This is a genomic window from Micromonospora chalcea, from assembly GCF_028768405.1.
Lineage (GTDB): Bacteria > Actinomycetota > Actinomycetes > Mycobacteriales > Micromonosporaceae > Micromonospora > Micromonospora chalcea.
Window position 1 is genome coordinate 3,523,070 of sequence record NZ_CP118233.1, and the last position, 21,281, is coordinate 3,544,350.

26 protein-coding genes are annotated in these 21,281 nt (G+C 73.1%); 12 read left to right on the forward strand and 14 right to left on the reverse strand.

The annotated features are described in order from the left end of the window. Positions 1-79: 79 nt before the first annotated feature. The 4 genes from PVK74_RS15285 to PVK74_RS15300 all read left to right on the forward strand — a co-directional run bounded on the left by PVK74_RS15285 (position 80) and on the right by PVK74_RS15300 (position 3,945). Entirely contained in the window at positions 80-1,255 is a 1,176-nt protein-coding gene (locus tag PVK74_RS15285; RefSeq protein WP_274476661.1) for an ATP-binding protein, read from the forward strand. Beyond that, positions 1,245-2,441, forward strand: coding sequence for a hypothetical protein (locus PVK74_RS15290; RefSeq protein WP_113974656.1), 1,197 nt, complete (start codon positions 1,245-1,247; stop codon positions 2,439-2,441). The genes PVK74_RS15285 and PVK74_RS15290 overlap by 11 nt, the downstream gene beginning before the upstream one ends. After that, on the forward strand, positions 2,411-3,127 hold the full coding sequence (locus PVK74_RS15295) for a response regulator transcription factor (protein ID WP_043328844.1): 717 nt from the start codon (positions 2,411-2,413) through the stop codon (positions 3,125-3,127). Before PVK74_RS15290 ends, PVK74_RS15295 begins: the two co-directional genes overlap by 31 nt. Positions 3,128-3,201: 74 nt before the next feature. Further along, entirely contained in the window at positions 3,202-3,945 is a 744-nt protein-coding gene (locus tag PVK74_RS15300; RefSeq protein WP_043328843.1) for a hypothetical protein, read from the forward strand. A gap of 343 nt (positions 3,946-4,288) precedes the next feature. Here the strand turns inward: PVK74_RS15300 and PVK74_RS15305 are convergent, their stop codons facing one another. After that, on the reverse strand, positions 4,289-5,041 hold the full coding sequence (locus PVK74_RS15305) for a lysophospholipid acyltransferase family protein (protein ID WP_030502236.1): 753 nt from the start codon (positions 5,039-5,041) through the stop codon (positions 4,289-4,291). A gap of 139 nt (positions 5,042-5,180) precedes the next feature. Here PVK74_RS15305 and PVK74_RS15310 point away from each other — a divergent pair, with 139 nt between their 5' ends. Beyond that, the gene (locus PVK74_RS15310; RefSeq protein WP_043328838.1) at positions 5,181-5,570 is read left to right on the forward strand and encodes a VOC family protein; all 390 of its coding nucleotides are present in this window, start codon (positions 5,181-5,183) and stop codon (positions 5,568-5,570) included. Position 5,571: 1 nt separating this feature from the next. On the opposite strand, the gene PVK74_RS15315 is transcribed toward PVK74_RS15310, so the two are convergent. From PVK74_RS15315 to PVK74_RS15345, 7 genes are all read right to left on the reverse strand, one after another. Further along, positions 5,572-7,632: an amylo-alpha-1,6-glucosidase gene (locus PVK74_RS15315; protein ID WP_043328837.1), complete on the reverse strand. Its 2,061-nt coding sequence runs from the start codon at positions 7,630-7,632 to the stop codon at positions 5,572-5,574. After that, positions 7,632-8,003, reverse strand: coding sequence for an SCP2 sterol-binding domain-containing protein (locus PVK74_RS15320; protein WP_043328836.1), 372 nt, complete (start codon positions 8,001-8,003; stop codon positions 7,632-7,634). The genes PVK74_RS15315 and PVK74_RS15320 overlap by 1 nt, the downstream gene beginning before the upstream one ends. Before the next feature lie 160 nt (positions 8,004-8,163). After that, the gene (locus PVK74_RS15325) at positions 8,164-8,580 is read right to left on the reverse strand and encodes a CBS domain-containing protein (RefSeq protein WP_043328834.1); all 417 of its coding nucleotides are present in this window, start codon (positions 8,578-8,580) and stop codon (positions 8,164-8,166) included. A gap of 65 nt (positions 8,581-8,645) precedes the next feature. Next, positions 8,646-9,314 carry a TMEM175 family protein gene (locus PVK74_RS15330; protein WP_084789688.1) on the reverse strand — a complete coding sequence of 223 codons (669 nt, stop codon included), beginning with the start codon at positions 9,312-9,314 and terminating at the stop codon, positions 8,646-8,648. 103 nt (positions 9,315-9,417) lie between these two features. Further along, positions 9,418-10,440 carry an aspartate-semialdehyde dehydrogenase gene (locus PVK74_RS15335; RefSeq protein ID WP_274476663.1) on the reverse strand — a complete coding sequence of 341 codons (1,023 nt, stop codon included), beginning with the start codon at positions 10,438-10,440 and terminating at the stop codon, positions 9,418-9,420. A 97-nt stretch (positions 10,441-10,537) separates the two neighbouring features. Beyond that, on the reverse strand, positions 10,538-11,881 hold the full coding sequence (locus PVK74_RS15340) for a M16 family metallopeptidase (protein WP_069087278.1): 1,344 nt from the start codon (positions 11,879-11,881) through the stop codon (positions 10,538-10,540). Next, on the reverse strand, positions 11,881-13,170 hold the full coding sequence (locus PVK74_RS15345; protein WP_274476664.1) for a M16 family metallopeptidase: 1,290 nt from the start codon (positions 13,168-13,170) through the stop codon (positions 11,881-11,883). The genes PVK74_RS15340 and PVK74_RS15345 overlap by 1 nt, the downstream gene beginning before the upstream one ends. A gap of 85 nt (positions 13,171-13,255) precedes the next feature. Here PVK74_RS15345 and PVK74_RS15350 point away from each other — a divergent pair, with 85 nt between their 5' ends. Then, positions 13,256-13,969, forward strand: coding sequence for a phosphodiesterase (locus tag PVK74_RS15350; protein WP_113974654.1), 714 nt, complete (start codon positions 13,256-13,258; stop codon positions 13,967-13,969). Here the strand turns inward: PVK74_RS15350 and PVK74_RS15355 are convergent. Continuing rightward, positions 13,944-14,165 carry a hypothetical protein gene (locus PVK74_RS15355; RefSeq protein ID WP_274476665.1) on the reverse strand — a complete coding sequence of 74 codons (222 nt, stop codon included), beginning with the start codon at positions 14,163-14,165 and terminating at the stop codon, positions 13,944-13,946. The two genes, PVK74_RS15350 and PVK74_RS15355, sit on opposite strands and share 26 nt — an antisense overlap. Before the next feature lie 255 nt (positions 14,166-14,420). Between PVK74_RS15355 and PVK74_RS15360 the strand changes: the two genes are divergently transcribed. From PVK74_RS15360 to PVK74_RS15370, 3 genes are read left to right on the forward strand one after another with little or no spacing between them, the layout of a single operon-like run. Continuing rightward, positions 14,421-15,518: a 3-deoxy-7-phosphoheptulonate synthase gene (locus PVK74_RS15360; protein WP_069087276.1), complete on the forward strand. Its 1,098-nt coding sequence runs from the start codon at positions 14,421-14,423 to the stop codon at positions 15,516-15,518. A 40-nt stretch (positions 15,519-15,558) separates the two neighbouring features. Continuing rightward, positions 15,559-15,792 carry a hypothetical protein gene (locus PVK74_RS15365; RefSeq protein WP_018786980.1) on the forward strand — a complete coding sequence of 78 codons (234 nt, stop codon included), beginning with the start codon at positions 15,559-15,561 and terminating at the stop codon, positions 15,790-15,792. 26 nt (positions 15,793-15,818) lie between these two features. Beyond that, positions 15,819-16,028 carry a hypothetical protein gene (locus tag PVK74_RS15370; RefSeq protein WP_043328824.1) on the forward strand — a complete coding sequence of 70 codons (210 nt, stop codon included), beginning with the start codon at positions 15,819-15,821 and terminating at the stop codon, positions 16,026-16,028. A gap of 62 nt (positions 16,029-16,090) precedes the next feature. Here PVK74_RS15370 and PVK74_RS15375 read toward each other — a convergent pair whose 3' ends face one another. From PVK74_RS15375 to PVK74_RS15385, 3 genes are read right to left on the reverse strand one after another with little or no spacing between them, the layout of a single operon-like run. Next, the gene (locus tag PVK74_RS15375; protein ID WP_030502249.1) at positions 16,091-16,630 is read right to left on the reverse strand and encodes a DUF1360 domain-containing protein; all 540 of its coding nucleotides are present in this window, start codon (positions 16,628-16,630) and stop codon (positions 16,091-16,093) included. Positions 16,631-16,663: 33 nt separating this feature from the next. Further along, complete coding sequence (locus tag PVK74_RS15380; RefSeq protein ID WP_064447778.1) at positions 16,664-16,981, reverse strand: SRPBCC family protein; 318 nt, start codon at positions 16,979-16,981, stop codon at positions 16,664-16,666. Continuing rightward, complete coding sequence (locus PVK74_RS15385) at positions 16,981-17,274, reverse strand: DUF6158 family protein (RefSeq protein WP_030502251.1); 294 nt, start codon at positions 17,272-17,274, stop codon at positions 16,981-16,983. Before PVK74_RS15385 ends, PVK74_RS15380 begins: the two co-directional genes overlap by 1 nt. Positions 17,275-17,399: 125 nt before the next feature. Between PVK74_RS15385 and PVK74_RS15390 the strand changes: the two genes are divergently transcribed. Together PVK74_RS15390 and PVK74_RS15395 are read left to right on the forward strand one after the other, a co-directional pair. Then, positions 17,400-17,831 (forward strand): hypothetical protein, encoded by a 432-nt coding sequence (locus PVK74_RS15390; protein ID WP_043330974.1) that lies wholly within the window; start codon positions 17,400-17,402, stop codon positions 17,829-17,831. A gap of 25 nt (positions 17,832-17,856) precedes the next feature. Further along, complete coding sequence (locus PVK74_RS15395; protein WP_043328820.1) at positions 17,857-18,186, forward strand: DUF3817 domain-containing protein; 330 nt, start codon at positions 17,857-17,859, stop codon at positions 18,184-18,186. Between the two features lie 7 nt (positions 18,187-18,193). Here the strand turns inward: PVK74_RS15395 and PVK74_RS15400 are convergent, their stop codons facing one another. Continuing rightward, positions 18,194-18,703: a DUF6232 family protein gene (locus PVK74_RS15400; protein ID WP_043328818.1), complete on the reverse strand. Its 510-nt coding sequence runs from the start codon at positions 18,701-18,703 to the stop codon at positions 18,194-18,196. A gap of 406 nt (positions 18,704-19,109) precedes the next feature. Between PVK74_RS15400 and PVK74_RS15405 the strand changes: the two genes are divergently transcribed. Then, positions 19,110-20,075: a C40 family peptidase gene (locus PVK74_RS15405; protein ID WP_043328816.1), complete on the forward strand. Its 966-nt coding sequence runs from the start codon at positions 19,110-19,112 to the stop codon at positions 20,073-20,075. A 72-nt stretch (positions 20,076-20,147) separates the two neighbouring features. On the opposite strand, the gene PVK74_RS15410 is transcribed toward PVK74_RS15405, so the two are convergent. Further along, positions 20,148-21,137: a sigma-70 family RNA polymerase sigma factor gene (locus PVK74_RS15410; RefSeq protein WP_043330973.1), complete on the reverse strand. Its 990-nt coding sequence runs from the start codon at positions 21,135-21,137 to the stop codon at positions 20,148-20,150. Positions 21,138-21,281: the final 144 nt, after the last annotated feature.

Below are 21,281 nucleotides of genomic sequence, written 5' to 3' on the forward strand. Positions count from 1 at the left end.
CCACAAACCGTGTTATTCTCCGGCGTCAATCTATGCCGCGCGGACCCGGCCGGGTCGCTGCCGGAAGGACATCCCCCCGATGCCGGTCGCTGCCGCCACGTCTCTGCCCGGGTCCACCCAGGCCCGGCCGGCGGCTGAGGCGTTCACGCTGATCTTCACGACGCTTCCCGCGCTTCTGCGACTCACCTGCGGTCTGGTCGGCGCGGTGGTCGCGCTGTCGGTGCGGACACCGCCGGTGCGGGTGGCGCTGCTGATCCCCGCTGTCGTCGTCCTCACCGTCTGGTCGGTCTGGTACGCCTGGCGGGCGTTCCGGCACGGCATCGACGGGCCGCTGGTGGCCGGCGACGTCGCGCTCACCACCGCCGCCGCGCTCGCCGTCCCGTGGCTGGTCGCGCCGGAGGTGCTGCCGGGCGAGGCGAGCTGGATCGCGGTGCTGGCCAGCTCGACGGTGATCAACACGCAGGCCACCGCGCCGGCCCGCTGGTCGGTGCCGGCCGGGCTGCTGGTCACCGCCGCGTACGTCACCGGCACCACGCTGGCCGGCAACCCGGTCGAGGCGCGGGCGCACGCCGGGACGCTGCTGGTGCAGACCGGAAGCGCGGCGGTGATGACAGCGGTGATGCGCCGCCGGATCGCCCGCGCCGACGCCGCGTTCGCCGACTACCAGCGGCTGTCCCACGAGGCGGTGGTCGCGCGCGCCGCCCGCGAGGACGAACGGCGGCAGAACCGCGACCTGCACGACACCGTGCTGGGCACGCTCACCATGGTCGGCCTCGGCGCGGTACCCGACTCGGCGACGTTGCGCGAGCGGTGCGCGCACGATCTGCGTACCCTGACCGCCCTGGCGGGCGCGCAGTCCGCGACCGCGGCCGGCGAGGCCGACCTGGACGAACGGCTGCGCCAGGTGCTCGCCGGAACGCCCGGGCCGGCGGTGACCGCGACGCTCGCGCCCTGCCGGCTGCCGGCGGAGGTCGCCACGGCGCTCGCCGACAGCGCCGCCGCCGCGCTCGCGAACGTGGCGCGGCACGCACCCGGCGCGACCGCGTCGCTGCGCCTGGCCCGCGAGGGCGGCGCCGTCGTGGTCGAGGTGGTCGACGACGGTCCGGGCTTCGACCCCGCCACGGTCCCGGCCCACCGGTACGGGCTGCGCGAGTCGATCCACGGGCGGATGACCACTGTGGGTGGACGCGCGCTGGTGACCTCCGCCCCTGGCGCGGGCACCCGGATTCGGCTGGAGTGGTCCGATGCCGACTGAGTCGGGTGCGGCGGTGACCGCCGACTCCGTGCTGCGTCCCCTTCCCCGGCCGCGGGTGGCGACGCGCCCCGGACCGGCCACCGCACCGCCGGAGGCGCACGCGGTGGCCGACGCCTCCGACGGGGGCGCGCGGATCGCCGCCATCGTCATCGCGGCGGCCTGGCACCTGGCGATCGCGCTGCCGGCCGTGTTGCGGGCGGGACCGGGAATGGCCTTCCCCGCCGTGGTGGCGGTGGGCTGGCTGGTGACCGCGCTGATCGGGGTCTGGGCCGGCGTACTACTGCTGCGCGGCGAACTGCCCCCGGCCCGGAGCCTGGCCGCGGCGCTGCTGGTGGTCGACGCGGCGGTCGTCGCGGGCGCCGGCGAGCGCTTCCTGTTCAGCACCGCCAACTGGGTGTGGGGCGGTCTGGCGTGGTTCTTCCTGCTGGCGCTCTGGCGGCGGCCGGTGCGCTGGCTGCTGGTCATGCTCGCCGCGCACGGCGCGATCGCGGTGACCGCGGTGGTGCTGTACGGCGCGACCGCGTCGGCCGATCTGAGCCGGGCCACGATGTACGTTTACGGCACCTCCACCCTGCCGGTGGCGGTCTTCGTCGGCGCGGCGGCGCTCACCGCGCAGGCCCGGGCCCGGGCCGCCACCGCGGCGGCGGCGCTGGCCGTGGCGGCGGAGCGGGAGGCGGCCGAGCGGGCCCGCACCGAGCGCCAGGAACGGCTCGCTCTGGTCAGCGGCACCGCCGAGGAGGTGCTGGCCGAGCTGGCGGCGGGCGACGCCGACCCGGCCGACCCGGCGGTGCGGCGGCGGGCGGTGCTGGCCGCGGCCCGGCTGCGCCGGCTCATCGCCGAGTCCGACGACGTGCCCGACGCGCTGCTGCACGAGCTGCGCGCGGCGGCCGACCTGGCCGAACGCAACGGACTGCCGATCGACCTGGTGGCGGTCGGCACGCCACCGGAGCTGCCGGTGGAGATCCGGCGCGGGCTGGCCGACCCGCTCACGGCAGGGCTCGCCGCGGCCGAGGGCTGGGCGCGGCTGACAGTGGTCGCGGGACCGGACGAGGTGGTGGTCAGCCTGGTGACACCGGACCACGACGGCCCGGACGAGACGACGACCGGTGGGGGCGGACCGGTGGAACACCTGCACGAGCGGGACGGGGAGATCAGATGGACGCAGACCCGCTGGCGGCGGACGTGAACGCCGGGTGGCCGATCGGGGTGGCGATCGTGGACGACCATCCGGTGGTGATCGACGGGGTGCGGGCCTGGCTGGCCGGCGAGCCGCGGTTGCGGGTGGTGGCCACCGGCGACGACCCGGACGAGGTGCTACGGGCTGCGCCCGACGCCGAGGTGGTGCTGCTCGACCTGCGCCTGCACGGCCGGATGGTGCTGGACAAGCTGGCCGAGCTGAGCGCGGCCGGGCGCCGGGTGGTGGTCTACTCCGAGCACAGCGACCCGCCGACCATGCTGGCCGCTCTGGACGCGGGCGCGGTGGCGTTCCTGGCCAAGCACGAGGGACGCGAGCACTGTGTGGGCACCGTGCTGGCGGCGGCGCAGGACCGGCCGTACGTGCCGCCCGCGCTGGCCGGCGCGATGGTCGGCGACGCCCGGCCGGATCGTCCGGCCCTGTCGGACAAGGAGCGCGAGGCGCTGCTGTTGTGGTTCCAGTCGATGTCGAAGGCGTCGGTGGCGCGCCGGATGCAGATCAGCGAGCACACAGTGAAGCAGTACGTCGACCGAGCGCGGATCAAGTACACCCGAGCGGGGCGTCCGGCTGCCACGAAGGCGGCCCTGCTCGCCCGCGCGATCGAGGACGGACTCGTCCGACCGGAAGATATCGGCATCTACCGGTCGCAGGCGTCGGCCGACCGGCCGACCCCCTAACAGGTGTCATGACAATCACCCTACGAATCCGGCAGGCTTCCTGATACCGCCAACCGTCACCGGGAGGTCGTACCGTGCCGGAGGACGCCGCACCCTTCTTCGTCGGACCGCATCGGTTCGACGCCGACGCCGACCCCACCCGTCCCGTGCTGGACCGGCGTTACGCGCTGGTGCCCGAGCCGGGTGAGCGCATACTCGGGCATCAGTTGCTGCGGGTCGCCGGTCACCTGCTGGGCCCCACCGAGGACGTCCGCTGCTGGGCGCTGCCCGCGCCGGCGACGATCACCGTGACCGACCGCCGGCTGGCGTACGTCTGCAGCGGTTCCGAGTTGTCAGTGGTCCCCGGGCGGGACAGCCGGACGGGTGCCCGGCACCGGCGCCCGGTCCGGCTGTCCCGCCTGGTCAGCGGTCAGATCCGCTGGCAGTGGCCGTCCCGGCTGGAACTGGTCGATCACGGCGACGGCACAGCCGAGCTGCGCGTGGTCTGCGACGCACTGCGCACCATCCGGCAGCCGGCGCTGGCACTGACCGGCCCGGTCGGGCCGGTCGCCGGGCTGGCCCGGCAGGTCCGCCGCGCGGTGGCCGGATACCGTCTGGCCAACCCCGATCTGGTCGACCTCTCACCGCCGGAGCGGGACGTGCTCGCCACCCGGGTCGCCGCCTCCCCCGGCCCGATGCTCGGCACGGTGACGCTGCCGGGCTCGCTGCCGGTGGAGTTCCTGTCCCGCGACGACTACTACCGTCCGCCGGTGGCCGAGGCGTCGCCGTGGGCGCTGTCCGACGTCCCGGCCCGCGACCAGCCCGGTTCCGCCTGCTGACCCTCCCCCGAGCGCGCATCCTCTGCGGCATGGAGGTGCATCCTTGCGCGGTGCGGCTGTCCTCAGTCGGCGGAACAGGTGAGCGTTCTCGGCGGCCCTTTCCTCGTATGTGCGTGGTGGGCGGCCGAAGATCTCGGCAACGGAGGGGCGTTGCGTGAGACTCCACTCGCTCAGTTCGGCCGGGCGCGCACCGCACTCCTGGAGGGCACACCACCAGATGAGACGAACGTACTACGTCATGAGATCTGTGTAGATCTTGGTACGAAAGGGCCCTCATGGGGGCCTTTTCGTACCAAGATCTACCGAGCCGAGCCGAGCCGAGCCGAGCTGCGGACCGCGGGGGTCAGGAGGCGCTGCGGGTGCGGCGCTCGGACCGGTCCAGTTCGACCGCCTCCTCCGGCGTGGGCGCGCTGCCGCCCAGGTGGGCCGGCTGCCACCAGGTGTCGTCCGGGCCGGACGGCTGGTCCGGGTACTCCCGCTGGGCCCGGTCGACGAGCGCCGACAGCCGGGTACGCAGGTCGGCGGTCATGACTGTGGCGTCCGGGTAGGCGGCCGGGTCCATCGGATCGCCGACGATGATGGTGATCGGCGTGTGCCGGCGGGTGAGCGTGCGCGGGCGGCCCTTGGTCCACAGGCGCTGGGTGCCCCAGAGCGCGACCGGCAGCAGCGGCACGCCGGCTTCCTGCGACATCCGGGCCGCGCCGTTCTTGAGGTCCTTGACGACGAAGGAGCGGCTGATCGTCGCCTCCGGGAAGACGCCGACCACCTCGCCGCGGCGCAGCGCGCTCACCGCGGCGGCGTACGAGCCGGCGCCGGCGGCCCGGTTGACCGGGATGTGCTTCATGCCGCGCATGAGCGGCCCGGAGACGCGGTGCCGGAAGACGCTGTCCTTGGCCATGAAGCGGACCAGCCGCTTGGCCGGGTGCGCGCCGTAGCCGCAGAAGATGAAGTCGAGGTAGCTCACGTGGTTGGATGCGAGCACGGCGCCGCCGGTGGGCGGCACGTGCTCGCTGCCGGACACGTCGAGGCGCAGGTCGAGAAGCCGGAACATCGTCTTCGCGGCGGTGATCACGGGTGGGTACACGAGTTCCGACATGGCGAAACTTTACCCCGGGTAGGTTACGCGACCGTAGGGCCGACTGCCCTCGGCAGACCGGGCCCGCGTACCGGGGGCGGTGTCCGCCGCGTTCCTGGACAACGTCCTGCCCGCCGTCGCGGGCGACTAGGTTCGAGGCATGCCCGACCTCGCCGCGATCGTCATCCACTGCCGCGACCCGTACCTGCTCGCGCCGTTCTGGAGCGCGGTCACCGGGCTGCCGGTGGTCGAGGAGGACCGGGTGAAGCTCGCCGAGGGCACGCTCGCCCCGGCCGAGGCGGTGCTGCTGCGCGACCCGCACGGGCGGCGGCCGGACCTGTGGATCAGCCCCGCCGCCGAGCTGCCCGCGCCCGGTCGGATCCACCTCGACCTGGTCGGCGACGCCGAGGAGCGGGCCGCCGTGCTGGAGGCGGGCGCGACAGTGGTACGCGAGCTGCCGCGCTGGACCGTGCTGGCCGACCCGGAGGGCAACGAGTTCTGCCTGCTGCCGCCGGACGAGGCGCACACCGCGCGTCCGCCCGGGCACTGACTCATTCGGCCAGCTCGTCGAGGTCGAGCCGGCCCCGGGCGAACGCGTCCACCCGGCCCCAGCGGCCCGGGATGTCCAGCACCTCGATGCGTCCCATGCCCATCGGCAGGCGCGGGTCCACCGCCAGGTGCCCCTCGTGCGGCTCAAGGCCCAGCATGGTGCGGATCAGCAGCAGCGGCGCGCCGGTGGACCACGCCTGCGGACTGCACGCGGTCGGGTACTCCACCGGGAACTTCGTCAGCTCCCGCTGGTAGCCGCCGAATGCCTCGGGCAGTCGGCCGTCGAAGTAGGCGGCCGCGTCGAGGATGCCGTTGGCCACGGTGGCCGCCTCCTCGTTGAAGCCGTACCGGCGCAGGCCCCAGGCGACGAACGAGTTGTCGAACGGCCAGATCGTGCCGTTGTGGTAGCCGATCGGGTTGTAGCGGACCTCGCCCTCGGCCAGCGTCCGCACCCCCCAGCCGGACCAGAGCCGGGGCCCCACCAGGTGCTCGGCGACACTCGACGCCCGTTCCTCGTCCACGATCCCGCTCCACAGCAGGTGGCCGATGTTGGAGCTGAGCACGTCGCACTGGCGCCCGTCCGGGTCCAGCGCGAGCGCGTAGAAGCCGCGGTCGGCGACCCACCAGTCCTGGTTGAAGCGCCGCTTCAGCTCCGCGGCCTCGCGTTCGAGCTGGTCGGCGTACGTGTGGTCGCCCCAGAACACCCGGGCCAGCCGGGCCGCGCGCATCTTCGCGTCGTACGCGTAGCCCTGCACCTCACAGGTGGCCCGGGGAAACGGCGGCAGCGTGCCGTCGGCGTACGAGATGGAGTCCCACGAGTCCTTCCAGCACTGGTTCTCCAGGCCGGTGTCGGTGTTGCGCCGCTCGTACCAGATGTAGCCGTTGCCGATCAGGTCGGCGTACTTGTCGATCCACCTCAGCGCGGCCCGGCACTCCAGTTCCAGCTCCTTGACCAGCGCCCCGTCGCCGGTCCACCGCTCGTACTCGTCGAGCAGCACCACGAACAGCGGGGTGGCGTCCACCGAGCCGTAGTACGGCGAGTGCGGCTGCTCCTCGAACGCGGCGGTCTCGCCGTAGCGCATCTCGTGCAGGATCCGGCCCGGGTCCTCGTCCCGGAAGTCGTCGAACCGGGTGCCCTGCAGCGCGGCGAGGATCCGCAGCGTGGTCTTCGACATCTCCGGCGCGAACGGCAGCACCTGCAGGCAGGTGAGGATGCTGTCCCGGCCGAACATGGTCATGAACCAGGGCAGGCCGGCCGCGGGCAGCGTCTGCCCGCCGAGCGACAGCGGCGAGAAGCGCAGCGCAGCGAGGTCGACCAGGCTCCGCCGGTAGGTCGCGGCGAGATCTTCGTGCTCGCTGTTCAGTTTCGGGGCCCGGCTGATCCACTCCTCCAGGTCGTGCTGGAGCGCGAGCCGCTCGACGCCGTGGGCGCGCAGCCCGATCCGCAGGTCCCGGCCGCCGGGACCGATGGCGAACGTCTGCACGTCGATGACGGCGTCCCACTGCTCGTTGGGTTCCAGCCGCAGACTCCAGGCGAAGCCGCGCTGGTCGTAGCGGGCCGGCTGGTTGGCGGAGACGACGGTCTCGCGCCGGAAGTTGCCCCGCCGGTAGCCCAGGCGCAGCCGGTCCGACTCGGCCTCGGCGTACAGCTCGCCCTTCTTGTTCAGGATCTCGTCCTTGATCTGGAAGAGGTCGGCGAAGTCGGACCCGGCGTCCATCCGGACCTCCAGGTCGACCGCCTTCTCGTCATGGTTGAGGATGGTCAGCGTCTCCCGGAAGCTGCCGCCCACCGCCCGTTCCCGGATCACCGACAGCTTCGCGTCGATGTAGTGCGTGGCCATGCCGGGCACCAGGAAGAACCGGGCCTCGTAGTACTGCAGGTCGTCGTAGGACAGGACGTTGAGCCGCTCGCCGTTGACGGTGAGCACCCACTTCGACAGGTAGCGCGTGTCGAGCGAGAAGAGACCCGTCGGCTCGTTCGGGGTGGCCTCGATGTCGCCGCTGTCCTCGCTGACCACGAACGTGTTGCCGTCCAGGATGCGGACGGTGTTCTGCCCGGGCATCAGGCGCCCCTCCCACCGAACGTGTGACGTGGTCCCCGGGAGTCCGGCGGACCGGGGAAGACCCGCTCGACCTGCAACACCAGCCGGAGGTCGCCGACGACAGTCATGTCGCCGCGCAGCAGCGCCGCGATGGCGTTCTCCTCACCGCCGACCAGCTCGGCGAAGAGGCGCGGCTCGGTGCCGACCACGGTGTCCGCCTCGCCGTCCTCCTGCCGGACCCGCAGGTTGCCCCGTTCTATCTCCAGCAGCCAGTGCGTGGTGTGCGGGCCCTCGTGCAGGTCGAAGCGCAGCGTTCCGGATGTCTTGACCAACAGGGGCTCGAACCCCCGCCGGTCCAGGTCCTCGAAGAATCTTGTGGCCATGTCCACCATCCGGGCGACTCCTCCCGCGTTCCGCGGTCTTCCGTCCGGGATGCGGTGTCCCCACCCGTTCCGCGGTCAACCTCGCCCGATCCGGGTGACCGCCGCGTCGCCTGCGTGACGCGGAACGCCGGCCCCCGAACCGGGAGCCGGCGTCACCGCGTCGGTCAGGTCAGTTGTTGGGGTCGTCGGCGCTGATGTCCGCGAGCACCGACTGGGGTTCCCGCTCGACCGCCAGGTCACCCATGGAGATGAGGCCGATCAGCCGGCCGTCCTCGACCACCGGGAGCCGGCGGACCGCGTACGTGCGCATCAGGTCGGCGGCGGCCACCGCGTCGTCGTACTGGCTCACCGTCACCACGTCCTTGCTGGTGATCTGGTTGAGCCGGGTGGAGGTGGGATCCATGTCCTCGGCCACGCCCCGCACCGTGATGTCCCGGTCCGTGACGATACCGACCACGTTGTCGCCGTCGGTCACCACCACGTCGCCGATGGCGCTGTCGCGCATCTCCTGCGCCGCGGCGGTGAGCGTGTCGTTGCCGTCCATCGTCACCAACCGGGTCGTCATGAACTCTCCGACCGTTGTCATGGTGCTCCCCTCTCGGTGTCGGCACGGCGGTCTACCCGCCGCCCGAGGCGGGGTAACGCGGGGCGTCACCGCCGGTGGCGCAGGCGCCGGCGCAGGTCGTAGAAGCCGTTGCTGGACAGCCCGTAGAAGATCGGCAGCAGCAGGAGCACCACGAGCGCCACCGGCACGCTCAGGAACACGGCCACCAGACCGGCGATCGCGTACGCGAGGACGCCGAGCAGCGCACGGACGCGTTCGGCCTCGAAGAAACGGGCGGGGACGTGCGGCTCCAGCAGTTCCGGGTGCCGGCTCAGGTAGTGGTAGAGCCACAGCCAGGTGATCGACAGGATCACGCCGACCAGCCCGTACGCGGACACCGCGACCCGCTCGTCGAAGACGTCGCCCTCCTCCACGGCGCGGGAGACGAGCGCGGTGACGAACGGCAGCAGCGCCACGCTGAACAGCACGCCGAGGTTGGCCCAGTGCAGTCCCCGGTCGGCGCAGCGGACCCGGTGGAACGTCCCCTTGTGGTTCAGCCAGTTGACCGCCACGTACAGGTAGGACGTGACGTAGGCGAGGTAGACCGGCCACTGGTCGAGCAGCGCGCGCAGCATTCCGCCCGGCGCCGTCTCGGGCACCCGCAGGTCGAGGACCAGCAGCGTGATGACGATGGCGAAGACCGCGTCGCTGAACCCGATCGCCCGGCCCGTGTCCGAACGCATCCCGGCGGCCTCGGTGTCCCCTTCGGCCGTCATCGGCACCTCCGCCCTGCCGGCGCGCGGGGCGGCCGGCGACCCGGCGGGCATACCCGCTGAGCGGATGTCCGTGCCGGGTGGCCCGGCACGGACGCCCGCAGGGTCAGCGCTCGGCGGCGACCAGTTCGGCGAGCTGCACGGCGTTCAGCGCCGCGCCCTTGCGCAGGTTGTCGTTGGCGCAGAACAGCGCGAGCCCGTGCTCGACGGTCTCGTCGGCCCGGATCCGGCCGACGTACGTCGGGTCCTGGCCGGCCGCCTCCAGCGGCGTGGGCACGTCGCGCAGCGCCACGCCGGGCGCGCCGTCGAGCAGCTCGCGGGCCCGGGCCGGGTCGATCGGGCGGGCGAACCGGGCGTTGATCTGCAACGAGTGGCCGGTGAAGACCGGGACGCGCACACACGTGCCGGAGACCTTCAGCCCGGGGATCTCCAGGATCTTGCGGCTCTCGTTGCGCAGCTTCTGCTCCTCGTCGGTCTCGAACGAGCCGTCGTCGACGATCGAGCCGGCGAGCGGGAGCACGTTGAAGGCGATCGGGCGGGCGAACGAGCGCGGCGCCGGGAACTCCACCGCACCGCCGTCGAAGGCCAGCCCGGCGGCGTCCCCGGCCACCTTGCGGACCTGCTCGTCCAGTTCCGCCACGCCGGCCAGGCCGGCGCCGGAGACCGCCTGGTAGGTGGCGACGACGAGGCTGACCAGCCCGGCCTCGTCGTGCAGCGGACGCAGCACCGGCATGGCGGCCATCGTGGTGCAGTTGGGGTTCGCCACGATGCCCTTCGGGCGGTCGGCGATCGCGTGCGGGTTGACCTCGGCGACCACCAGCGGCACCTGCGGGTCCATCCGGAACGCCGAGGAGTTGTCGATCACCACGGCGCCGGCCTCGGCGACCCGGGGAGCCAGCTCCTTCGAGGTGGCCTTGCCCGCCGAGAAGAGCACGATGTCCAGGCCGCGGTAGTCCGCGGTGGCCGCGTCCTCGACGGTGACCTCGCCGTCGCGCCAGGGCAGCGTGCGCCCGGCCGACCGGGCCGAGGCGAACAGGCGCACCTGCTCCGCCGGGAACTCGCGCTCCGCCAGCACCTGCCGCATGACGCCACCGACCTGACCGGTGGCTCCCACAATGCCGATCCTCATGCCCGCGAGGCTACCCAGCCGGGCGGTGCGGGTGGGAAACGTTTCCCACCGCGCGGATGCGGGGCGACGGGAATCACAGGCCCGCCGCTCCGTCCGGTCACGTGTGGTCGAGCACCTCGCCGAGACCGCTGGCGACCAGCTCGTCCCGGATGACCGCCGCGTCCCCCTCGATCACCATGGTCAGCGACTCGGGGTGCAGGTAGGTCGCCGCGGCGGCGGAAACGTCCTCGACGGTCGCCGCGAGCAGTTGCTCCCGCAGCCGCGCGTGGTAGTCGTCCGGCAGGTCGTGCACGACCAGCGTGGTCAGGGCCGCGGCGATCGCGCGCGGGCTCTGCAGCTCGACCGAGAGCTGGCCGGCCCGCCAGGAGCGCGCCACCTCCAGCTCGTCCTCGGTGACCCCGGTCAGCTGGGTACGCGAGATCTCGCCCACCGACTCGACGAGCGCCGGGGCGGTCACCGCGGTCTGCACGCCGGAGCTGACCGCGAACCGCCCGAACCGCCGGGACGAGGCGAAGTCGCCCCGGATCCCGTACGTGTAGCCGCGTACCTCGCGGATCAGGTGGTTGAGCCGGGACGTGAACGCGCCGCCGAGCACGGTGCCGGCGAGCGTCATCGGCACGTGGTCCGGGTGGGCGCGGTGCGGGGACGGGTGGCCCAGCCGCAGCGTGGACTGCACCGAGCCGGGCCGGTCCACCAGAATGATCCGGCGCTGCCCGGTCAGCGGCACGTCGATCGGGCCGCCGCGTTCCACCGGGCCGCCGCCGGCGCCGGCGAACGCCGTCGCGGCGAGCGCGTCCAGGTCGATCCGCTCCAGGTCACCGGCGACGATCAGGGTGCCGGGGCGGATGAACCACTCGGAGTGGAAGACGGTGACGTCGTCCACCTCCAGCGCGGCCACGCTGTCCGGGTCGCCGTAGAGCGGGCGGCCCCACCGGTGCTGCGCGCCGAACAGCTCGGCCCGCAGCACCGCGTCGGCGCGCGGGCCCGGGTTGGCCCAGTCCATCCGCAGCGCCGTCGCCTCGTCGTCACGGACCCGGCGCACGTCGGCCGGGTCGAGCCGGGGCGTACGGACCGCCTCGGCGAGCAGCTCCACGGCGGCGGTCAGCCGGTCCACCGGCACCTGCACGCTCACCTGGAACGAGTCCCAGTCCAGCCCGGTCGACAGCTCGGTGCCGAGCGCCTCGATGGCCAGCGCGTACGCGGTGGCGTCCCGCTGCGCGGTGCCCTCCTCCAGCGCCTTGGCCAGCACCGCGCCGAGCCCTTCCTTGCCGACCGGCTCCCGGCCCGCGCCGCCGTCGAGAAGCAGCAACGCGACGGCGAGGTTCTGCCCGGGCAGGTGCGCGGCGACCACCTGGCCGCCGGCCGCCGTCCGCCGGACCACCTGCGGGAACCGGTAGGCGCGGGCGGCGCCGGGGCCGGGACGGGTGGCGATCAGCGACATCACTTCTCCTCGGGCAGGTAGGTCAGGATCACCCGGTCGGCGGCGCCGAGCAGCTCGGCGGCCTGCTCGGCGATCTGCTCGGCGGTCACCGCGAGCCAGGCCGGCAGCCGGTCGGCCGCGCGGGCCGGGTCGCCGAACTGGGTGGCGTACCGGCCGAGCGTGTCGGCCCGCCCGTCGACAGTGGACATCTGCCGCCACCACATGGTGCTCAGCAGCGCCTTGGCGCGGTCCAGCTCGGCGGCGGTCACCGGCACCGTGGCCAGCTCGTCGACCACCTCGGCCAGCCCGTCGCGCAGCCGCTCGGCGCTCACTCCGGGGCGGGCCGTGGCGGTGGCGATCAGCGGGGCGGGCGCGTGTGCCAGGTCCACCCCGTACGCGCCGACGAGGTCCGGCTGGGCGATCCGCTCGCCGTCGGCCAGGCGCTGGTAGAGGCGGCTGCCCCGGCCGCTGCCGAGCACGGTGGCCAGCACCGTGGTCACGTCGTACCCCGGGGTGCCGAACGGGTGGGTGCGGTGCGCGACGTAGACGCGGGGGGCGGGCACGTCGGCGGTGACCGTCTCCACCGCCGGGTGGCCGGTGGCCGGCACGGTACGGCCGTCCGGCGCGGCCGGGATGTCGGCGCGCGCGGCGAGGCCGCCGAAGTACTTGTCGGCGAGCCCGAACACCTCGGCGGCGGTGGTGTCGCCGACCACGGTGAGGACGGCGTTGTTCGGCGCGTAGTAGGTGCTGTGGAACTCCTGGAAGGTGGCCAGGTCGGCGGCGTTCAGGTCGGCCATCGACCCGATCGTCGCGTGGTGGTACGGGTGCCCCGGCGGGTAGAGCAGCGGCAGCAGGCGCAGCCAGGCGTCGCCGTACGGCACGTTCTCGTAGCGCTGCCGCCGTTCGTTCTTCACCACGTCGCGCTGGTTGTCCAGCGTCTCCTGGGTCAGCGCCGGCACCAGCCCGCCCATCCGGTCGGCCTCCAGCCAGAGCGCCAGCTCCAGGTGCTCGGCCGGGACGGTCTCGAAGTAGTTGGTGCGGTCCGGGTTGGTGGTCGCGTTGAGCGAGCCGCCCGCGCCCTGGATCAGCTTCATGTGCTCGGTCTTCGCCACGTTCACCGAACCCTCGAACATGAGGTGCTCGAAGAGGTGCGCGAAGCCGGTCTGTCCGGCCGGCTCGTGGCGGGAGCCCACGTCGTACCAGAGGTTGACCGCCACGGCCGGGGCGGTGCGGTCCTCGCTCACCACCACACGCAGGCCGTTGTCCAGTCGGGTCGTCTCGATCGGCCAGGGGAAACCGCTGTCGGGCATGAGACGACGCTATCCGATCCCGGAGGCGGAAAGGTGACACGCGCGCCGGAGCATCGTCGGTGCGCGCCGGGGTACCCGTGCGGGCATGGCCGCCACCTCACCGTCCGCCGTCGAGCGCGCCGCCGCCGCGCTGGCCCGGCTCCGGCACGCCCGCCTGCTGCACCCGGCGGGGCGCACGTTCGGCGGCGAGGTCCGGATCTGGGGTACGCCGGGACCGCCGACCGGGGTGCCGCTGCTCGACCTGCCGGGCCGGTGGCCGGCCACGATCCGCCTCTCCAAGGGCGTGCCGACGCCGGGCGCCTGGCCGGACGTGCTGGGCGTGGCGGTACGGCTGCGCCGCGACCCGGAGCCGCCGGTGGACCTGCTGTTCAGTTCCAGCGGCGCAGCGCCGGTGCTGCGGAACCTGCCGCTGCCCCGGCGGCGCTTCACCGGGACGTACACGTCGATCATGCCGTTCCGGGCCGGCGGGCGACGGCTGTTCCTGGCCGTGCTGGCCGACCCGGAGTCACCCGACCTGGGTCGCGGCCTGGCCGAGGCGGGCGCGGCGGTGGCCGCCGACGAGCCCCGGCTGGTGCTGGCGGTGGCCTCGGCGGCAGGCCGGTGGCGGCCGTTCGGCGAGGTACGCCTCGACGGCGAGCGCGGCGCCGCCGAGGACGCCGCGCTCGCCTTCGATCCGATCGGCAACGTGCCGCCGGGGTTGCGCCTGGCCGGCCCGCTGGCCCGGTTGCGGGACGACAGTTACCGGGGTTCCCGCCGGGCCCGGGGCGCGACGCTCAGTCGGGCGGCTCGACGGGGGTGACGGTCTGCTCGGAGGTGCGGTGCTCAAGCACCGTGTTGGGGGCGGCGTTCTGGTCCGCCTCGCGGATGTCGGACTCGGTGAGGATCGCGTCGGCCTGCGCCTCGGCGTCGTCGCTGCCCGCCGCCGCCTCCTCCGGCAGCAGATGCGCCCGGGACTCGATCCGTTCCTGGTCACTGGGGTCATGGCTGGTGGTCATGGCGATCACATACCCCGTGTTCCGCACTTCGGAACGACAGCGGGCTTTCCGGCGCGCGTCGGGTACGCTGGCTGATGTGACGCGGTCGTATCGATGGTTTAGGCAGCCGGCTGGAGGAGCCGGTGACTCGACCATGAGCTGACGTCACTTACCTCTTCGAGCCGGCCGGGCAGGGATTCTTTTCCCTGCCCTTTCGTATGCGAGCAGCCGGCTCGATCCCCCGGACCCGGCACGGGGGCACGGTCGGCGGAAGGAATCCCCACCGTGACCACGTCCCAGGACGCCCATCGGGTCATCGACCAGCGCATCGACCGTGTGGTGCCGCTGACCACCCCGGCCCTGCTGCACCACCACCTGCCGCTCGAGACCCCGCTGGCCGAGGCCGTCGTGGCGGGCCGCCGTGCCGTCGGCCGGGTGCTGGACCGCGACGACGACCGGCTGCTCGTCGTCGTCGGCCCCTGCTCCGTGCACGACCCGGCCGCCGCCCTGGAGTACGCGGGCCGGCTGCGCGAGGCCGCCGCCCGGGTCGCCGACGACCTGCTCGTGGTGATGCGCGTCTACTTCGAGAAGCCGCGCTCGACGGTGGGCTGGAAGGGCCTGATCAACGACCCGGCGCTGGACGGGTCCGGCGACGTGAACACCGGTCTGCGTACCGCGCGGGCGCTCCTGCTCGACGTGCTGCGGCTGGGCCTGCCGGTGGGCTGCGAGTTCCTCGACCCGATCACCCCGCAGTACATCGCGGACACGGTGGCCTGGGGCGCGATCGGCGCGCGGACGGTGGAGAGCCAGGTGCACCGGCAGCTCGCCTCCGGGCTGTCCATGCCGATCGGCATGAAGAACCGCCCCGACGGCAGCATCGCCACCGCCGTGGACGCGATCCGGGCGGCCGGGGTGCCGCACGTCTTCCCCGGCATCGACGTCTCCGGCACCCCGGCGATCATGCACACCCGGGGCAACGCGGACGGGCACCTGGTGCTGCGCGGCGGGGGCGGCCGGCCGAACTACGACGCGGAGTCGGTGGCCGGGGCGCTGGAGCTGCTGCGCGCTGCGGGCCTGCCGGAGCGGGTGGTGGTCGACGCCAGCCACGCCAACAGCGGCAAGGACCACCGCAACCAGCCGCTGGTCGCCGCCGACGTGGCGGCCCAGCTCGCCGCCGGTCAGCGCGGGATCGTCGGCATCATGCTGGAGAGCTTCCTGGTGCCCGGCCGGCAGGACCTGGACCCGACCCGGGAGCTGGCGTACGGCCAGTCGGTCACCGACGCCTGCATCGGATGGGACAGCACGGCCGAGGTCCTGGAGCACCTGGCCCAGGCCGTCCGGGCCCGCCGGGCCACGCTGCCGGCGCCGGCCTGAGCGGGGTTGGGGCGAGTTTGACCGGTTCGGCGCCGGGTAGGTGGTCGGCGTGACCGATGACGCGCCCGTGACCGAGCAGCCCGACACGCGGCCGCTCGACGACCTGCTCGACGACATCTACCACGGCCAGGAGCGGATCACCCAGGCGGACATCTACCGCCGGGCGGTGGCCGCCGAACTCCCCGCGGAGCTGCTCACCCGGATCGCCGCGCTCCCCCAGGGCGAGTACGCGGCGGACGAGGCGGCCGATCTGCTGGGCGGCACGGTCGCCTGAGCACCCGGAAGACGAGAGGACGCGACATGACCGACCGCAACCCCGAGCACGAGCACCTGGCGGCGCTCGGCCAGCCCCCGGAGGGCGTCGACACGCTGCCGGAGCCGGACTTCGCCAACGAGCACGAGCGCACCGCTGTGGACCGGGACATCGTCACCGGGGAGGACGAGGAGGAGCGGGAGCCGGAGGCGTCGCGCGGCTGGGCCGGCGAGGACCACGGCACCACCCCCACCTGACCGTGGGAGACGCGCGAAAAGGGGGCCGGCGCACACCGGCCCCCTTTTCGTGTCCGCATCCCTCACGCCTCGTGGTGACCGCCCTCGGCCGCCTGCTGGGCGACCGCGTACCCCATCTGGAGGAAGTCGGAGGCGGCCACCGCGGTCAGCGCGGTGGCGACCAGCCGGGTCAGCCGGGGCGCCAGCACCAGCCCGCCGGTGAGCCCGGTGGCGACCCAGACCGCCAGGCAGAACGGGCAGCTGACCAGTTCGCCGAGCGCGTGCCGGGTGGGGCTGCCCTCGTCGCGGACCTGCTCCATCACCTCGCCGCTGCCGATCGGGTGGTCGTAGCGGGTGAACGGCGCCCGCAGCGGGCTGGTGATCGCGTCCTTGGACAGCAGCCGGCTGAGCTTGTGCGTGGCGATCGAGAGCAGCACCACGTCCGCCGGCGTGGGCCGCTCGGGCACCGGCCGTCCGGTCGCCCGGACCAGGCCGACGAGCGCGGCGGTCACGCCCGCGTACGTGCCCATCGCCTTCAGGTAGCCCTCCAGCGGCCGGTGCTCGTGCGGCGCGTACGCCTGGCGCAGGCGCGCCACCTTCTGCTTCAGGCCACTCCCGGTCAAGCCGGCCTCCTCGTGCTCGTCGTGCGCCCGGGCTCAGCCGGCGGTCAGGTTGTCGGCCACCTCGCGGTCGAGGTTGGCCAGGATCTCGTCGGCCAGGTCGTGGTCCGGGCCGGCCAGGTCGAGCCGGACCCGGGCGCCGCCCGCGTCGGCCGGTTCCACGTCGATCTCGGCGGACCAGTCCGCGGCGCTCCACCGGGCGCGCATGTCGTCGGCGTCGACGACCTCGACCCGGCAGGTGCCGGAGTTGCGCAGCCGCTCGGGCAGCCAGGCCGAGGAGCGGTCCGGATCAGTGGCGGTGTTGAACACCACCTCCGGGGGCGCGGACATGCCGCGCTCGGCGTGGCTGCCCATCAGGCGTCCCGCAGCCGGCTCGGGTCGACCTCCCGGCCGGGGTGCCGGGCCAGGTACTCCGTCTCCAGTTCGGCGGTGCGCCGCAGGTGGTTGGCGAGCGCCGAGTCGGTGGCGTGGCGCAGCGTGTCCAGCCGGGTGCGGTGCAGGCTCTGCATCTCCCGGACCAGGTCCTCGTCGCCCAGCTCCACCGGGTCCACCCCGAGCTGCTCGCCGTCGACGGTGCGGGCGTGATCGCCGTCCCACTCCGCGACCCGCTGTTCCGGGCTCGCGTCCCGGCGTACCGATTCGGTCATCGTCGCCCCCTCGTCTCGTTCGGGTTGGCACCTGTTCGGATGCCCAGCGGGCGTGCCACCAAACCACCGCCCGGACTACGACGCCGTGTCGGAGACGCCCGGGGAGTCCCGGTACTCTCGTGGGCATGGAACGGCTCTGGACACCGGCGTGGATCGTCCGCCACGTGGCCATGGTCGTGCTGGTGGCGGGTTGCCTCGGGATGGGCTGGTGGCAGGTCACCCGCGCCGCCGGGGGCAACGCGATCAGCTTCGGTTACGCGATCGAGTGGCCGGTGTTCGCCGGTTTCGTGATCTTCGTCTGGTGGCGGGAGGTCCGCCAGACGCTGCGGGCGACGCCGCCGGGCGACGCGCAGCCGACGGCCGATCCGGCGCCGTCGGCGGCTGCCGGCGCCGAGCCGGTCGTCACCACCCCGGCGGTACGCCGCCCGGTGCGCGTCGTGCGGACGCCGTCCGCCCCGGCCGACGGGGCGGACGACGCCGAGCTGGCCGCGTACAACCGCTATCTATCCTGGTTGAACGCCAATCCGGGCGCCCGGCCCGGCGACTATCCCGGCTGAGGCCGGTGCGGAAGGACGGACGACGGTGGGCGGAGCCCTTACCCGGTACCGCGTGATCGCCTGGATCGTGGGCGTGGCGCTCGTGGTGCTGGTCCTGATCGGCATGCCGCTGAAGTACGGCTTCGACAACCCGAGCGTGGTGGGCGTGGTCGGCGTGGCGCACGGCTGGCTGTACATGCTCTATCTGGCGCTCACGTTCGACCTGTCCCGCCGGGCGAACTGGCCGCTGAAGCGGATGCTGCTGGTGATGCTCGCCGGGACCGTGCCGTTCGTCTCGTTCTACGCCGAGCGGCGGGTGAGCCAGTGGGTGGCTGCCGAGCAGCAGCCGCGTACCCCGGAGCCGGTCGCGGGCTGAGCGCCGCTCACCGCGCCGGTCGCCACGGCTCGGCCGCCGGCGGGTCGGCCCAGCCGCCCATGCGCGCCGCCTCGCGGGCGCGGCGCAGCGCCCGGCTGACCTGACCGAACTGTCGTTCGTCGTCGCTGCTGAACAGCAGCACCTCGGTGCCCCGCACCCGGCCCCACAGCTCGTGCGCCGGGGGCCGCCAGCGGTCGCCGATCAGCACGAGCAGCAGCGGCACCAGCCCGACCGCGCCGAGCAGGAGGTACGCCTCGGCGGTGAGCCGGTGCAGGCCGCCGGTGAAGCCGAGCAGCAGCCCGACCGCGGCGATCATCGCGGCGGACACGGCGACGGCGCGGATCGCGAGCCGGTCGTGCGGGCCGCGATCGGTCCGCACCTGGGTGATCTCGGCCACCGGCCAGCTGTTGCGGCCGACGGTGAAGCGCTCGGCGGTGACGACGATGCCGGGGCGGGCGTAGAGCAGTTTGGGCGAGGTGGGTCGGGGCGGCTGGGTGGCGGAGCGTTCGGTCTGCACGGCGGCCTCCCGGGGACGCGGATCCCGTGCGGGAATCCCGGTTCCGGGCTTCATTGTGTTGCGGGCCCGCCACCTGACCTCGGGTTTTCGGCGATCGGCCGCCGGTTCTGCCCCGGGTGGCCCGCCGGAAAGAGGAAGCGATTTCAGTCTTTGTCATGACTTTGCGTGGCGGTGGCTGACGACATCCGCCCAGAACGACCAATCGGGCGAGCCACACCATGCTGCACCATCGTCACTTTCCGCCACTTTGCCAACTTTCGCCCCTGCTTGAACTCCCGACCACTCCGATCACGGGTTAGGTTGTGCAGGTCGGCCCGGTCGACAGCCATCCACCCGGATGGCCCCGGGCCGGTGTCGCCGGGTCGCGAACGCGCCCGGCGACCGGTGGGAGAGGAGCTTTCCGCTCTTGTCGTCCTTACGGATGCTGCTCCGCTCGCTCGCGGTGGCCGGCCTCTCGGCCGCGCTGCTCGCCCCGGCGCAGGTGGCCCGGGCCGAGCCCACACCCGCAGAGCTGACGAAGCAGATCGAGAAGTCCTCGACTGAGCTGGAGCGAATCGTCGAGTCCTACAACAAGCTCAACGAGGACATCAAGGCCAACAAGGCCACGGCGGCCACGTTGGAGGCCCGGATCGGGCCGCTGCAGGAACAGGCCGAGCGCAGCCGCGCCGAGGTGGGCGTGCTGGCGGCGACGGCGTACAAGACCGGCGGCATGCGTACCGCGGCGGCCCTGCTGGACCCGGGTGGCCAGGCCACGCTGCCGGAGCGGCTGGGCACACTGGACCAGCTCACCCGCCAGCGCCAGCGCACCCTCTCCAGCTTCACCGCCGACCAGCAGCGGCTGATCGACCAGAAGACCCGGCTGGACGCCACGCTCGCCCGGGAGGCGGCGCAGGCCAAGCAGCTCAAGTCCGCGAAGACGCGGATCGAGGGAGACCTGGCCGACCTCTACGAGATGCGGCGCAGGGCGTACGGGCGGGCCACCGAGGCGCCCGGCAACGCCGGCTCGGCGGGCAAGCCCCCGGCCGTCTCCGGCGACGCCGGCAAGGCCGTGCGGTACGCCTACGGCGCGGTCGGCAAGCCCTACGGCTATGCCCAGGACGGCCCGGGCAGCTACGACTGCTCCGGTCTGACGCTCGCCGCGTGGCGGGCCGCCGGGAAGTCGCTGCCGCACAGCGCGGCACGGCAGTGGAACGCCACCACGCGGATCAGCCGCAGCCAGCTGCAACCGGGTGACCTGGTGTTCTACTCCGGGCTCGGGCACGTCGCGCTCTACGTCGGCAACGGCCAGATCATCGACGCGCCCAGCGCCGGACGCAACGTCAGCAAACGCGGTATGAACATCATGTCGATCGCCGGCTACGGCCGGGTCTGATCGACGCGGACGGCGAACGGCCGGCGTCCCCCTGTCGGACGCCGGCCGTTCGTTGTCTCAATTACTACCAGGTCAGGCCGCCTGCAGCCCCTCCGCGCGAGCCAGCTCACGCAGCCGGCCGAGGGCCTGGATCTCCAGCTGGCGGATCCGCTCCCGGGAGAGCGAGAACCGCGACGCGACCTCGGTCAGCGAGTGCTCGCGACCGTCCTCCAGGCCGTACCGGGCCCGCATGATGCCGGCGGACCGGTCGTCGAGGTGGTTGAGCAGACCCTCGATCCGCTGCCGCTCCAGGCCGGTGAGCACGATCTCCTCGGGCGACGGCGCGTCGCTGTCGGCGACCAGGTCACCGAGGTTGGTGTCGCCGTCGTCGCCCACCGGGGTGTCCAGCGAGACGGTGTCCTGCGACCAGCGGACCAGCTCGTTGACCCGCTCGACGGTCACGCCGAGGGCGGTCGCGATCTGCTCCGGCTCCGGGTCGCTGCCCAGCTCACGGGTGAGCTGCCGGGCCACGTTGCGCATCCGGTTGACGTCCTCCACCAGGTGCACGGGCAGCCGTACGGTCCGCTCCTGCTGGGCGATCGCCCGGCTGATGGCCTGGCGGATCCACCAGGTCGCGTAGGTGGAGAACTTGAAACCCCGCTCGTAGTCGAACTTCTCGACCGCCCGGACCAGGCCGGTGTTGCCCTCCTGGATCAGGTCCAGCATGGGCATCCCGGAGCGCACGTAGCGCCGGGCGATGGACACGACCAGTCGCAGGTTCGCGCGGATGAACAGGTCCTTCGCGCGCTCACCCTCGACGACCAGCCGCTCCAGGTCCTCCCGGTCGACGCCCTCGGGGATCCGGTCTTCGTCGAGCAGGTGCTCGGCGTAGAGGCCCGCCTCGATCGCCTTGGAGAGGTCGACCTCCCGGGCGGCGTCGAGCAGCGGCGTCCGGGAGATCTCGTGCAGGTAGACGCCGACCAGGTCCCGCTCCTCGGCGACCTCGTCGGTACGCATGCCGATGTTCTTGTCCACGATTGCCACGGTCCCCTCGCTCGCGCCGGTTGCCCGGTTCCTTGCCATCCCCACGTTCATCAGCCCTCCCCGTAACCTCCGCTGTGCCCGTAGGTGCTGACACCTACACAACAGATGTGACGCTTCGGGGATTCCATGTCGTGAGTCGAAACTGTCACGAATGCCTGAGTACTAGCTGAGAGCCCGGTCCAT